The 13,232-nt window shown below is 51.6% G+C and carries 12 protein-coding genes; 9 read left to right on the forward strand and 3 right to left on the reverse strand.

Features of this window, described 5'->3' with window-relative positions; genetic code table 11:
- The first annotated feature begins 83 nt into the window (after positions 1-83).
- The 7 genes from rapZ to G8768_RS13645 all read left to right on the forward strand — a co-directional run bounded on the left by rapZ (position 84) and on the right by G8768_RS13645 (position 5,985).
- Positions 84-947, forward strand: a complete 864-nt coding sequence (gene rapZ, locus G8768_RS13615; protein WP_166845832.1) for an RNase adapter RapZ — start codon at positions 84-86, stop codon at positions 945-947.
- Between the two features lie 172 nt (positions 948-1,119).
- The gene (mgtE, locus tag G8768_RS13620; RefSeq protein ID WP_166845830.1) at positions 1,120-2,484 is read left to right on the forward strand and encodes a magnesium transporter; all 1,365 of its coding nucleotides are present in this window, start codon (positions 1,120-1,122) and stop codon (positions 2,482-2,484) included.
- 63 nt (positions 2,485-2,547) lie between these two features.
- Positions 2,548-3,096, forward strand: coding sequence for a ribosome biogenesis factor YjgA (gene yjgA, locus G8768_RS13625; RefSeq protein ID WP_166845828.1), 549 nt, complete (start codon positions 2,548-2,550; stop codon positions 3,094-3,096).
- Entirely contained in the window at positions 3,096-3,674 is a 579-nt protein-coding gene (locus G8768_RS13630; protein WP_166845826.1) for a DUF4202 domain-containing protein, read from the forward strand. The genes yjgA and G8768_RS13630 overlap by 1 nt, the downstream gene beginning before the upstream one ends.
- 71 nt (positions 3,675-3,745) lie before the next feature.
- Entirely contained in the window at positions 3,746-4,135 is a 390-nt protein-coding gene (locus G8768_RS13635; RefSeq protein WP_166847480.1) for a SirB2 family protein, read from the forward strand.
- Positions 4,136-4,277: 142 nt separating this feature from the next.
- The gene (gene rdgC, locus G8768_RS13640; RefSeq protein ID WP_166845824.1) at positions 4,278-5,192 is read left to right on the forward strand and encodes a recombination-associated protein RdgC; all 915 of its coding nucleotides are present in this window, start codon (positions 4,278-4,280) and stop codon (positions 5,190-5,192) included.
- A 241-nt stretch (positions 5,193-5,433) separates the two neighbouring features.
- A complete protein-coding gene (locus tag G8768_RS13645) occupies positions 5,434-5,985 on the forward strand; it encodes a hypothetical protein (protein ID WP_166845822.1) in 552 nt (183 codons plus the stop codon).
- 4 nt (positions 5,986-5,989) lie between these two features.
- Here the strand turns inward: G8768_RS13645 and G8768_RS13650 are convergent, their stop codons facing one another.
- The 3 genes from G8768_RS13650 to G8768_RS13660 all read right to left on the reverse strand — a co-directional run bounded on the left by G8768_RS13650 (position 5,990) and on the right by G8768_RS13660 (position 9,617).
- Entirely contained in the window at positions 5,990-6,295 is a 306-nt protein-coding gene (locus G8768_RS13650) for a hypothetical protein (RefSeq protein ID WP_166845820.1), read from the reverse strand.
- A gap of 179 nt (positions 6,296-6,474) precedes the next feature.
- Positions 6,475-7,104, reverse strand: coding sequence for a type 2 periplasmic-binding domain-containing protein (locus tag G8768_RS13655; protein ID WP_166845819.1), 630 nt, complete (start codon positions 7,102-7,104; stop codon positions 6,475-6,477).
- A gap of 284 nt (positions 7,105-7,388) precedes the next feature.
- Positions 7,389-9,617 (reverse strand): TonB-dependent receptor, encoded by a 2,229-nt coding sequence (locus G8768_RS13660; RefSeq protein WP_166845817.1) that lies wholly within the window; start codon positions 9,615-9,617, stop codon positions 7,389-7,391.
- 296 nt (positions 9,618-9,913) lie between these two features.
- Between G8768_RS13660 and G8768_RS13665 the strand changes: the two genes are divergently transcribed.
- Both G8768_RS13665 and G8768_RS13670 read left to right on the forward strand, forming a co-directional pair.
- Entirely contained in the window at positions 9,914-11,218 is a 1,305-nt protein-coding gene (locus G8768_RS13665) for a GntP family permease (protein WP_166845815.1), read from the forward strand.
- A gap of 12 nt (positions 11,219-11,230) precedes the next feature.
- Positions 11,231-13,204 carry a 3-hydroxybutyrate oligomer hydrolase family protein gene (locus G8768_RS13670; RefSeq protein WP_166845813.1) on the forward strand — a complete coding sequence of 658 codons (1,974 nt, stop codon included), beginning with the start codon at positions 11,231-11,233 and terminating at the stop codon, positions 13,202-13,204.
- Positions 13,205-13,232: the final 28 nt, after the last annotated feature.

The raw sequence follows: 13,232 nt of genomic DNA on the forward strand, positions 1-13,232 counted from the left end.
CAGCCCCCTATCGAATCAGCTATAGTTGCACTGAAAAGCTGCTGCAAAAAAGCAGCCAGAAACCATCAGCAATAGGGATTTGTATGCGCCTGCTCATTATCAGTGGACGTTCCGGCTCGGGTAAGAGTACCGCACTTCATGTACTTGAAGATGTGGGTTTTACCTGTATCGATAATTTACCTGCAAGCTTACTCCCCACTCTCATCCGCCAGGTTCGCAGTCATGGAGACAAAAGCGACAGCGCCTATGCGGTCAGCATTGATGCCCGCAACGATCACGCCGACTTAAAGGAATTTCCGGATTTCGTACTGGCCTTGCGCCAACAAGGCCTGGATTGCCAGCTGCTGTACTTTGATGCCGACGAAGGCACGCTGCTCAAGCGCTTCAGCGAAACCCGCCGTAAGCATCCGCTGAGCAACGATCAAATCGATCTGCGCGCGGCAATCGACCAGGAGAGCGAACTGCTTTCACCGATAGCCTCCATCGCGGACCTGACCATCGATTCCAGCCACCTGTCCCTGCACCAGCTTCGGGACATGGTTAAACAACGCGTCGCTGGGAGGGAAGCCCCGGGCATGGCAGTGCTGTTCCAGTCTTTTGGATTCAAGCATGGCCCCGCGACCGACTGTGATCTGGTCTTCGACGTTCGCTGCCTGCCAAATCCCCACTGGAACAACAGCCTACGACCACTTACCGGCCAGGATCCCGCCGTCGCGGAATTCCTGTCCAGCCATCAGGACGTTGTCGATATGCTGGATGACCTGGAAAGTTATCTGCAACGCTGGCTTCCCAAGTTTGCCGACGACAATCGCAGTTATATGACCATCGGGATTGGCTGCACCGGTGGACAACATCGTTCCGTGTACATCACCGAGCAGTTGTATAAGCGTTTCGAACCTCGCTTTGGCAATGTGCAATTACGCCACCGGGAATTGCGAAACGACTGAGCCCCAAAAACAAAACCCCCAACCCGGGCGACCTGGCCATTGAATAAAGGCTATTATAAAGTCAGGCTAAGTGCTTGATGCCCAATCGGTTTTTCTGAGTTAAAATGCGGCTCACACACTGGCACCCTACTGATTCGGCCACTTATTGGCCCCAGTGACGGCGGAGCGCGACATGCAGGCGAATTCAGACGAACTCCATATCCAAACCCAGGCCCAGCTCGGCGAGCTGTACGAGGCCCTGGACAGCGGTACCTTTAAGCAGGTCAAACGCATGCTTAACGGTCTGTCGCCTGTGGAAATCGCCCACCTGCTGGAATCCTCCCCACCGCCTTCACGACGTGCGCTCTGGCGCCTGGTCGACAAGGAAAAAGAAGGTGACATCCTTCAAGAGCTGCCCGACGATATTCAGGCCCAGTTCCTGCGCCGAATGGACGCCCAGGAGGTTGCCCACATTACCGAAGGTATGGATGCCGACGACGTCGCGGATATTCTGCAACAATTGCCCGACCGGGTGATTAAAGAAGTCCTGAAAGCGATGGGCGAACAAGACCGCCAGCGCATTGAAACCGTGCTGTCCTACGACGAGGACACAGCGGGCGGGATGATGGACACCGATACGATCACCGTGCGGCCCCGCTTCACCCTTGATGTGGTTCTGCGCTACTTGCGTCGCCATGATGAGTTGCCCGCATCGACCGACAACCTGATTGTGGTCAATCGCAAGGACGAATTCCTGGGCCTGCTGCCCCTGTCAAAGCTGTTGACGACCGACCCCAGCATTACCGTGCGCGAAGTCATGAGCACCGATGCTGAACCCATCGATGCGCAACTGCCGGATACCGAAGTGGCTAATCTGTTTGAGCGCAATGACTGGGTATCTGCACCGGTAGTGGACGAAGATGGCAAAGTCGTAGGCCGTATTACTATTGATGATGTGGTTGACGTGATTCGGGAAGACGCCGACCACTCCCTGATGAGCATGGCGGGCCTGGACGAAGAGGAAGACACCTTTGCCCCTGTTATGCGCACCACACCTCGACGAGCCATCTGGCTGGGTGTCAACCTGATCACGGCAATTACCGCATCCGCGGTGATCAGCATTTTTCAGGACACCATCGACAAAGTCGTCGCCCTCGCGGTACTTATGCCCATCGTGGCAAGTATGGGAGGGGTTGCTGGCAGCCAGACACTCACCGTGGTCATTCGCGGTATGGCCCTGAGTCAGGTAGGTCGCCACAACCTGGGTTATTTATTATCGAAAGAAGCGACCGTAGGCCTGATTAATGGCTTTATCTGGGCGCTTGTCATGGGTGGCATTGCGGCCTACTGGTTTCAGGATATCAATCTGGCCATAATTATCGCGGCCGCCATGGTCATTAACTTATTAACCGCAGCCACCATGGGTGCTCTGCTGCCCGTGTTACTGCGAGCCATGAAAATTGACCCGGCTTTGGCCGGCAGCGTGGCACTCACAACCGTCACTGATGTGGTAGGCTTCTTCGCCTTCCTCGGTCTCGCCACGTATTTTTATGCCTAGCGCTTATTGAGGCTCAACGCTCAATAGCCCGACATCACGCAACAAACAGATATTGAAAACACCATGAGTAAAGAAGATTTCGACAGCTACTCCAATGAAGAAGAAACGGAAATCATCAGCCGTAGCCAGATAAAACGTGAAACCCATGAGCTCCAGGAAATGGGTGAATTTCTGGTGGATATGAGCAAAAACCAGTTGGCCAATATTCCCCTGACCGATGAACTGAGTGAAGCCATCGTCCTGGCGCGACGCCTGAAAAGCCGCGAAGCCCGACGCCGGCAAATTCAGTACATCGGTAAATTGATGCGCAATCTCGATATGGAGCCCATCCATCAGGCCATTGAAAAAATTCGCACCCAGGGTCAACGCCACCAGATACTGCGCCAGCAATCCATCGAATGGGCTGAACGAATCAGCCAGGAAGGCCCTTCCGTGATTGAAGATTTTCTCTCCGAGTTTTATCACGGAGATCGCCAGCAATTGCGTCAACTGCAAAGAGCCAGCGCTAAAGAAGTGACCGCCAATGCCAAGTTGGAAGAAGGCAAGAAACCCGCTAAGGTTCAACTCGGCAAGCTTCAACAATGCCTGCTGGAAGCGATGGAGTTGCAGTAATGCCCTTAAAGCAATGCCTGGCAGCCATCGATGAAGTAAACGCCCAAGATCCAAAACAGGAAATGGATGAAAAAGGCCAGATGCAGGCAGCCTGCCTTCTCTATGGGCAGCGTATGAGCCAGGTGCTCAACAACTTCCAGCCTGAAGCCAATGAAGTTTTGCAAATAGCGGTGCGTGCCCAGCACATTCAGCGTTGGCATATCCCTCGCAGTGACTATCCCATGGATCGCCCCGGCTATTTACGCTGGCGCAGGGAATTAGGCGCGCATCATGCCGAGTTGTGTGGAAAGATCATGAGCGATTTCGATTACAACGATGCGGATGTCGAAAAAGCCAAAAGTATTTTGCGGAAACAAAAGCTCAAACAGGACCCTGACACCCAAACCCTTGAAGATGTCGCCTGCCTGGTCTTTTTACAGTACTACTTTGCTGATTTCGCCAAGTCTCACAGCGAAGAAAAAATCATCAGCATTGTGCAGAAAACCTGGCGAAAAATGTCCGACAACGCTCAGCAAACCGCACTGGGGCTGTCTTTGGGTGAACAAGAGCTGGGCCTGATCCAAAAAGCGCTGGCGTGAAGCTTCGAATGCGATAAACTCAAGCACGATCAAAACCATAAAACATACAAAAAGGATTGACCGTGAGCAGCATGTATCCCGCATTAAAACACCTTCATATGACCCTGGCCCTGATCAGCATTTGCGGCTTTATGCTCCGTGCATTCTGGTCCCTGCGTGGTTCCGACATGCTGCAAAAGCGCTGGGTGAAAATCAGCCCGCATATTGTTGATACTTTTTTATTGCTGAGCGCCATAGGTCTGGTGATTGTTTTACAACTCTCCCCCCACAACCAGCCCTGGCTCCTGAGCAAAGTGTTCATGCTGTTTTTGTACATTGGCTTTGGCGTTGTTGCCCTCAAGCATCATTTTCCCGTTTTCCTGAGAGCCATTGCTGCCACCTGTGCAATCCTGATTTTCTTTCTAATCGCCAACACCGCCTTTAGCAAACTGTCCCCATTGCAGGCTGCGGGCTTTTTCTAGGACGAGTACAGTCTCTTCAGAGCTGCAGAAATACATCGTTAAAATGCCTTCTTGCAGCTCTGGCACCCCCCTTCATTTTCCTCCATAATGTCGCGCTTTTTCCGAAGCCGAGTGGCTCAATCGCTTTTCATTTGAGGTCTTTATGTGGTTTAAAAATTGTCTATTTTATCGCCTGAGCGAAGATCTTAACTGGGATGAGGACAGCCTCGCCAGCCAACTCGAAAAGCAGAAATTCAGTCCCTGCGGCAAGCGCGAACCCAGCAAATACGGTTGGGTATCCCCATTGGGCCAGGAACATGAACAACTGCAACACTGGAGCAATGGCTGTTTTATGATCTGTGCCCGCAAAGAGGAAAAAATCCTCCCGGCGGCGGTCATCAAAGACAAACTGCTGGAAAAGGTTCAACTCATTGAAGCACGTGAAGACCGCAAGGTGTATCGCAAAGAACAGCAGAGTATGAAAGAGGATATTGTCCATGATTGCCTGCCCCAGGCGTTTACTCGCTCGCAGCGCACCTTCGCCTTTATCGATACCCGCAATCACTGGCTCTATATCGATGCCAGCAGCCACGGCAAGGCCGAAGCCCTCATCAATCTGCTGCGTGAAACCATCGGCAGCCTGCCGCTAACGCTGCCCCAGGTACAGGAATCCCCCGCCGTCATCATGAGCCAGTGGCTGAGGGCGGAAGACGTTCCCCATGATATTGTGCTGGGCAATGAATGCGAACTGAGAGAATTTGGCGAGGAAGGCAGCATTCTCCGCTGCAAGAATCAGGACCTGCTCAGCGATGAAATCAGCCAGCACCTGGATGCGGGCAAACAAGTGGTCAAACTGGCCCTGAACTGGCAGGACAGCGTGCAGATGATGCTGGGAGACGATCTCAGTCTGAAACGCCTGAAGTTCTCGGATAAGCTGATTAACGAAGGCGAAGAAGCCGGTGACGCCGACCCAATTGCCCGTTTCGATGCCGACTTTTCACTGTTGAGTGCCGAATTCGCCCGACTGACACCCAGCCTGCTGGACTGGTTCGGCGGACGTCGAGCCGATCCAATTTAAGTGATGCAGTTCTACTTTTGAACCGTAATTTTTAGTAAAAAGGCATTAAGTGTGAACAAGATCACCTTTTGTCGGCCAGACGAAAGTAGCAGTTCACAAGTTCTTGACTGTCACGTCAAAAGTCTTTAAAAACGATTTTTCACGGGAGTACTTGGGGGAATGCTCAGCATAAACCCCAGGCATGGCGCGGATATTGCCATGCGACCATAATTAGAAAGAAAATAATAAAAAGGCCAGCACAATGTTGAAGGCTTACACCCTGCGCTTTACCGGCGCACTGATGATGCTTCTTTTAAGTTTGGGGAGTTCCCCCAGCTATGCCTGCGATGAAAGCTGTAAACGCGCACAGGCAGAAGAGCGGCTTAATGTACGTTACCCTTCCTATCTCAACAAACGATATTGTCGAGATGTCAGCAGTCAGTTTCTGACCACTGCTGCCAAATCGCTGCGTCGTTATCGGGAAAACCAGTTATCGGATCTGCATCGCGGTGGAATGTACAACACCCGAAAGTTTCTGGTTCAGCGCAAGGAATGGTTGAAGGAATGTGACGACTACCTGCAGCAAGTCAGTCGTTATCGCGTCTTCCGCAATGCCGGCACCACCAAGGAAATCTTCACCGCTATGGACAACGTCAGCAGCATATTAGCCGCCCTGGTTAATGGCGCGACTTATGTCAGCGATGAAGGCTATGATTCCTTGACGGCAGTCAGCGAACGATTTGACCGCCTGCTGACACTGATGGACAACCACAAAACCCAGATGCAGCTGGCAGGCCAGCTGAACATCGATTAGCTTATTAGGGTTTTCGCTTAAGCGATAAAGTTGGCTTGCGTGTGCGATTGGGATCGCTGGCGTATTTTTCCGCCGCTTTTTTAGCCGCAACCGCCGCCGAACTGGGTTTGCTTTGCTTCGCCGCTTTGGCGATAGCATCCAGGCCGTGGCGCAACAAGCGTGCTTGCTCCAATGCATCCAGATCTCTTGGAACAGAGCCTGGACAAACTTCGGAAGGACTGGCTGGATTCCCCTCAACGCGAATGCTCCAGCCACAGGCATGGCTGGCCGAGAGGCCGTCTTCACCGACGACCCACTGGTCATAATTCATATTGTCACCCTAATTAATTTGCCGCGGGTTTCTACCCGTCTTTGCATATAATCGCGGGCATTGTAACCTGTTTCACCAGACCGCTCTAGCAAGCAACTGCAAACTATTTGTCAATTTTGACTAAATCATTGCGAATTGAGATCGCGGTACCTATTTTTCGTTAGGCGCTATTGCCACCTTTAAGGAAGTTGCGCTTCCAGCTCAGGTAATTGCCCTGCGAAACTATTGCCGGCCGCCCAGTAAATGGGAATTTCAGAAAGGGAATATTGTTGGAGGGATTCAAGTTTGCTTTGCCCCACTGCCGAAGCAAAGGGACGTTCGTAATTTAGCAGGTAACGCCCAGGTTTGGCGTTAAGCCTTTGCAAAGCTTGCTCGTGGCTCTCGGCAAATAAAATCCTGACCCGGTTCTCAGGAATATTCAGATAGTCCCGCAAATATCCATAGCTGTAGCCTTTCACCAAAATCACTTCTTTATTACGCAAATCCGAACGAGCACGAATAGGTTTTGCATCGGTAAAATACGCGTGTAAACGCATGTAACTCAGCGGTCGGGAACCAAAGCTGACGCTCTGCTTCGGCACCGGAAAAGCGCCAATAAGGTGAACCAATCCCAAATCAGCACGGCCACTGAGTTGCGCCAACTCCTGCAAAGTGACACGACGAAAATGGTGAGGCTGATTGATTTTTTTCAAAGCGGCAGCGGTTTTGCGAATCAAAATCCCATCCGCCTTATCCTGCTCATTCAAAAAGGTAAACGGGGGCATATCCACATAGATGACCTCCAGAGAATCAGACGGCTCAGATGCCAAGCCTAACTCTGCAAACCCCAACAGACATAGCGTAATGAAAAACCGGAAGACCTTGCCCAACATTGGCTTATCTCTATTATTGTTTGCAAGCATCATAGCACAGGGCCGACGGGAGAGAGGGAGCCAGTACAAAAAATTGAGATAATTGAACAGTCGAAAATTACGCAGGGCAGAAAGGCAAGGAAGCCTGTGACAAGGGCTGAAAAACCGCAGGATCGAAAACGAAGTCGCTGAAATAAAAAAGCCCGGGCCAACAGGCCCGGGGAGTACAGAAGAATAGAGAGCTACATCTTGTACTGCACACTGAGGGTTACGGTGCGAGGATCACCGTAATAACCGATAACCGAGGACTCCAAACCCAGGTTGCCGAAGTTATAACCGCCAACCCGATACTCTTCATCACCCAGGTTTTTGCCGTACAGACCTACCGTCCAGTGATCATCCGGGGAATACCAAACCACGCTGGCATCCCATAGGGTGTAAGAGTCTTCATCCACCAGAGAAGCAACCTGAGGGAAGATCCGGGTCTCACCGCGATAGGAAAAGCCTGTTGTGGCGACCATGCTGCCCTTGTCACCCATCTCATGAGCATAACTCAGGTTCAAAGAGCTGGTCAGATCGGGTGTGTTGGCAAATTCCCAACTGTCCGCGACATTGACGCCGCCGGAAATGACTTCATCAAACTCGGCATCCAGATAACCGAGAGTGAACTGTGCGCTCAGGCCTTCCGTCAGCTGAGCCAGGGCTTCAATTTCACCCCCTTTGATGGTTGCTTCACCGGCATTCAATACCGCAGATACAAAGTTGGAACCGCCATCAGCGGATTGCTGGACCGTCACCTGAACATCTTTATAGTCACTGTAGAACAAAGCGGCATTCAAGCGCAGACGGTTATCCCACAATTCGGTTTTGGTGCCCACTTCCCAAGTGGATACCGTTTCCGGATCATAACCTTCCGTTGTTGAAGGCAGTTTGGACGCATCACCGCGCATATCAAATCCGCCAGATTTAAAGCCTTCAGCATAACTGGCGTAAACCATGACTTCGTCATTAATGCGATAGTCCATGCTGATGCGAGGTGAAAACTCGCTCCAACTGTCATCGTTGGTGTAATCGGTTGCCGGCGGCAGCAAATCAAAAATGGTGTTGCCACCTAGCTGACTTGAGCGGCCATCAACACCCTGGGTCTGCTTGAATACAGTCGCTTCTTTGTCATCGCGGGTGTAACGCGCTCCCAGAGTCAGGGACAGTTGCTCGCTGATGTCGTAAGTCGCGTGGAAATAGGCTGCGAGGCTTTCCGTGTCGACATTACCCGCGGTCAATGCATTGAAGTTACCGGGAATACCGAAGGCACCATCAAATGCGCCCAGAAGAACATCGAAGGCTCCGGCGGCATTACCTTTGTAGTAATACAAACCGCCAATGATGGTGGTGTTTTCACCGGTATAGGTCAGCTGGAATTCCTGGGTAGTTTGATCATCATCGTACACTGCGGGCACATGCAAAGATGGCAACGATGTATTATCGAAATCAATATTGGTGAAGGTTTCACCTTCACGATAGGAACTGACAGACTTAAAGGTGTACTGATCGTTTAACTGCCACTCAACTGTCAATGAGGCACCGGAGCTTTTCACCTCATTGTTTGTGTCCATATCCGCATTGGTATCGAACACATCCGCAGGGGTAATTTCCGTTGGCAAACGCAAACTTGGTGTTAAACGATGGCCTCCTTTTGCATTCGAATCATCATCGGTTTTATCGGCTGCAAAGCGAATAAACACATCTTCGCTCGGGGTGTATTCCAGGCTCACACGTGCCGCCAGCAAATCCTTGTTGTAGTTTTCTTCACCGGATTGCAGGAAGGTACCAAAACCGTCGCGTTGCAAGCGCGCAACACTTACACCCATGGATAACTGATCTTGAATCAATGGCAGCTGGCCGGAAATCGTCAGATCGCGCTGGCCGTAACTGCCCACCGAAGCCTTGGCGGAAAACTCGGGCTCGCCGGTCAGCTTTTTGGTTACGTATTTAACGGCACCACCAATGGTGTTCTTTCCGTATAACGTTCCCTGGGGGCCGCGCAACACTTCTACACGCTCCACATCAAAAACATCCAGCACACCAGCCTGCGGGCGAGCAAAGTACACATCATCAACATACAAACCCACACCGGGCTCAAAACCCCAGAGTGGATCGGCCTGGCCGATACCTCGAACATAAGCCGTCAGAGTGCTGTTCGTTCCGCGACTGACCTGCAAGGTCGTGTTGGGCGCTGAACGTTGTAGATCCACAATGGTGGCTGTGCCAGCTTGCTCCATGGCGTCGGCGCTAAAGGCAGTCACGGCTACGGGGACATCTTGCAGAGACTGCTCACGACGCTGAGCGGTGACCGTCACTTCTTCAAGGGTAATGGCTTCCTGGGCGAATAACTGGGGGCTGATGCCCGTGCTAAGGCCCATAACAACAATCGCTTGGGGCAGGCACTTAAGGGCAAATGAACGCTGTTTCATCGTCTCGTTCCTGTTCTCTTATGATTTTATCTTTTTGTAAACGGTTTTCCTGGCTACTGCTTTGCCACCTAGGCGCAAGCCCGAGTCACTTTTTCAGCTACCTTTTTCTTATTGACGATCACTGTACTTTATCTTTTTTCTGATGGCCTCTAGACCAAGGTATGATCACCCCAGTTTCAGCATCCTACCAAGGTATAGTGGTTACGAGATACATCTCCATCAACAATGGAAGCCCTGTTTATCTCCCCCTGCCGTACTCGCAACATTGAAATTGCGAACCGCATTAAGGATTGAAGATGTTAAGTACAATTGGTTTAGCCGGTGCATTGATACTGTTAATCGTATTGACGATTCGCGGTATGAATTTATTAATTGCCGCACCGCTGTGCGCGTTGTTGGTTGCACTGAGCAGTGGCCTGCAAATGTTTCCGCCTATGGGTGACAAGGGCGCCACCAGTTTTGTCACCAGTTATATGAATGGTTTCAGCGGATTTGTCGCGGCCTGGTTTTTTATGTTTTTGCTGGGTTCGCTGTTCGGTAAGTTGATGGAAGACAGCGGCAGTGCCGACAGCATTGCACTGTGGATTACCAGCCATATTGGTCAGCACAATGCGGCATTGGCGGTAGTGCTCGCCTGTGCCATTTTGACCTACGGGGGTGTTTCAGTATTTGTTGTGGCGTTTGCGGCCTACCCTATGGCGGTGAGTCTGTTCAAACGTGCCAACTTGCCGCGCCGTTTTATTCCCGCCGTGATGGCCTTTGGCTCGGTGACTTTCACCATGACCTCGGCAGGCTCCCCTGAAATTCAAAATTGGATTCCCATTGAACACTTGGGTACTTCACCCTACGCCGCTTGGGAAGTCAGTGCTGTCGTTGCCGTAGCGATGGCGGCGATGGGCTTTTTGTGGCTGCAATTCATGCTGAAAAAAGCATTGGCCAATGGCGAGCGCTTTGTTGAACGCGATAGCGATAAAGACATCAGTGACCAGAAGCTGCCCTCCCCCCTGCTTTCCATGTTACCCATTGCTGCCGTTCTGGGTGTTACCTTTTTTACCCACGAACTCTACGGAAAATACGCATTAATCGTGGCCTTGTTAGCCGGCTGCATCGCAGCACTGATGCTCAATACCCAGCGTCTTGGCAATTTATCTCTGGCGGTTGGCGTCGCTACCACCGGGGCTTTGTTGGCCATTGGCAACACCGCTGCCGTAGTGGGTTTTGGTTCAGTTGCCAAAGCGTCACCAGCATTTGCAATGGCCGTCGATGCCATAACCGGAATCCCGGGCGACGCGCTAATTGGCGCCGCCATCGCAGTAACAACGATAGCGGCGTTAACCGGTTCAGCCTCTGGCGGTCAATCCATCGCTCTTCCGATTCTCGGCCCACATTATATTGATGCCGGTGTGGACCCCGAAGCCCTGCACCGCGTGATCGCAATTTCTTCCGGCGCCCTTGATTCCCTGCCCCACAATGGTTATGTCGTCACCACCATTCGAGCCATCTGTGGGGAAACCCACAAAGATGCCTACTGGCCCATGGGTGCACTGACTGTTGTTGTACCATTGATTGGTACCGTTCTGGCCATTCTCTTATTGATTTAGTGAGCGATTTTTATGAGTGTTAATAGATTACAAAAACGGACGGTAAGAGACGCCTGTCGAACGAAAAGCCTGGCCTCTGGCCTGCTGCTTGGCACACTGGGCTTGAGTGCCATAGCCTGTTCAGACGCGGTGCCATTGGAAGCGAAACTGTTAAACTTCAAACACAGTGATATCCAACACAGTTATCTCGATGGTCAAAAGGACGATTTGTTGTCCGCCGGGCTTGGGCTCGGGGGCCTGCAAGCCCAAGCTCTGCCCGAAGCCGAGAACCCTCAAAAACTCACTGAAATGGATTTGCGCCGCGCGGCGATCCACACCAATTACCGTGGCATCGTCAGCACCCATAACGATGCTGGTTACGGCCGTTTATATGGACCTGATAAGAATCAGAAACCCATCCCTGGCCACGAGTATCGTTCCAGTGTGCATTACCCGGATGGAGCACTAGCCGCCAATATCGTTGTCCAGGTTCCCGACAGTTTTCAGAGAGGCAAGCCCTGCATTATTGCTGCACCGAGTTCCGGCTCACGGGGTGTTTGGGGGGCAATTGGTACCGCCGGAGACTGGGGATTAAGGCATGGCTGCGTCGTCGCCTACACTGATAAAGGCACCGGCACGGGCTTCCAGTTTTTAAATAACGGCGAGCATTACAGCAGCAGCGGCCTACTGCAAAGTGGAGATATCAGCGCTGAGTTTAAGCCCACCGATTTACGCATTGCGACAAAGCATGCACACAGTGCAAAGCATGTTGAAAAAAATTGGGGACGCTACACCCTGCAAGCCGTACAAATGGCGTTTTATCTGCTCAACCAACACCACAGAAACAGCAAACAGAATTACTTTACCCGCGATAACACCACCGTTATTGCCAGCAGCATTTCCAATGGCGGTAACAGCGTAATTCAAGCTGCCGAGCTGGATAATCAGAACTGGATTGATGCAGTTGTTGCCTCCGAACCCACTTTAAATCTGCCATCGGATTTTAAATATAACGTAGAGCATCCAAGCGATCCCTACTCCGGTAGTGGGCGTGACATTCTCTACCTCGGCATTCAACACGCGCTTTACCAACCCTGCGCAATGCTGGCCAGTAAAACGGATTCACCCTCTATTTTTGCAGCCGCTATCGGCCCTGCGACAGCTGCACTGCAACAGCGTTGCAAAAACCTGAAAAACGCGGGTCTTCTGAACGGTAGCGATGAACAGCTGGCGCGTGAGGCCGAAGCTAAACTGTCCGCTCTGGGTTTCCAAACTCCAATGTATTCCCTGCAAGCCTTCGCAGTGGCCAATCACCTCTGGCCCTCTATTGCGGTCAATTACGCCAATGCTTACGGCCGCAAGAAAGCACAGGATTCGCTCTGTGATTTCAGCTTTGTCTATCAGGAACAGGGACAAAGCAAAGTTATGCCGGCAACAGCCAGACAAGCTTTGTACGGACAGAGCAGCGGCATTCCCAATACCGCGGGCATCAGCCTGGCCTATAAAGGTCAGCCTCTGAATATTTTCGATACCTCCGATAGCAGCTTCACCGGATTCCAATGCCTCGCAAAGTTTTATGACACTAAAGCTGTGCAAGAGAGCATTGCCGCACTGTCTTTGAATGGAGATCTGCACGGCAAACCCACCTTGATTATTCATGGCAATCTCGACAGCCTGGTTGGTCCCAACCACAATTCACGGGGCTATATGGCACTGCGCGCCAGCCGTTTTCCCGACCGTGATAATGTCCGTTATATCGAAATCAATAAGGGGCAGCATTTTGATGCACTGTTGAGTTGGCCAGAGTTCCGACAGCAATTGGTGCCCATGCATCACTACTATGAACAGGCAATGGAAGCTATGTGGCAGCATCTCCACCAGGCCAAACCGTTACCGGCGAACCAAGTGGTCGACAGCCAGGCTGCTCTTCAGCTAAGCCAAAAGCAATTACCGGCATTTTCCAGCCGCGAAAATATTAAAGTCGAAGCGGGTAGCCTGAGGTTTTAAAAGCACTGGTGTTTAAGGCCGCAGATGA

This window comes from Pseudoteredinibacter isoporae (assembly GCF_011602085.1).
Taxonomy (GTDB): Bacteria; Pseudomonadota; Gammaproteobacteria; order Pseudomonadales; family Cellvibrionaceae; genus Pseudoteredinibacter; species Pseudoteredinibacter isoporae.

Excerpts from the sequence above, each read along its gene's own strand:
- G8768_RS13630 (WP_166845826.1), top strand. The coding sequence starts at position 3,096 with ATGCCCTTAAAGCAATGCCTGGCAGCCATCGATGAAGTAAACGCCCAA.
- rdgC (WP_166845824.1), top strand. The coding sequence starts at position 4,278 with ATGTGGTTTAAAAATTGTCTATTTTATCGCCTGAGCGAAGATCTTAAC.
- G8768_RS13645 (WP_166845822.1), top strand. The coding sequence starts at position 5,434 with ATGTTGAAGGCTTACACCCTGCGCTTTACCGGCGCACTGATGATGCTT.
- G8768_RS13665 (WP_166845815.1), top strand. The coding sequence starts at position 9,914 with ATGTTAAGTACAATTGGTTTAGCCGGTGCATTGATACTGTTAATCGTA.
- rapZ (WP_166845832.1), top strand. The coding sequence starts at position 84 with ATGCGCCTGCTCATTATCAGTGGACGTTCCGGCTCGGGTAAGAGTACC.
- mgtE (WP_166845830.1), top strand. The coding sequence starts at position 1,120 with ATGCAGGCGAATTCAGACGAACTCCATATCCAAACCCAGGCCCAGCTC.
- G8768_RS13660 (WP_166845817.1), bottom strand. The coding sequence starts at position 9,617 with ATGAAACAGCGTTCATTTGCCCTTAAGTGCCTGCCCCAAGCGATTGTT.
- yjgA (WP_166845828.1), top strand. The coding sequence starts at position 2,548 with ATGAGTAAAGAAGATTTCGACAGCTACTCCAATGAAGAAGAAACGGAA.
- G8768_RS13670 (WP_166845813.1), top strand. The coding sequence starts at position 11,231 with ATGAGTGTTAATAGATTACAAAAACGGACGGTAAGAGACGCCTGTCGA.
- G8768_RS13650 (WP_166845820.1), bottom strand. The coding sequence starts at position 6,295 with ATGAATTATGACCAGTGGGTCGTCGGTGAAGACGGCCTCTCGGCCAGC.
- G8768_RS13635 (WP_166847480.1), top strand. The coding sequence starts at position 3,746 with ATGTATCCCGCATTAAAACACCTTCATATGACCCTGGCCCTGATCAGC.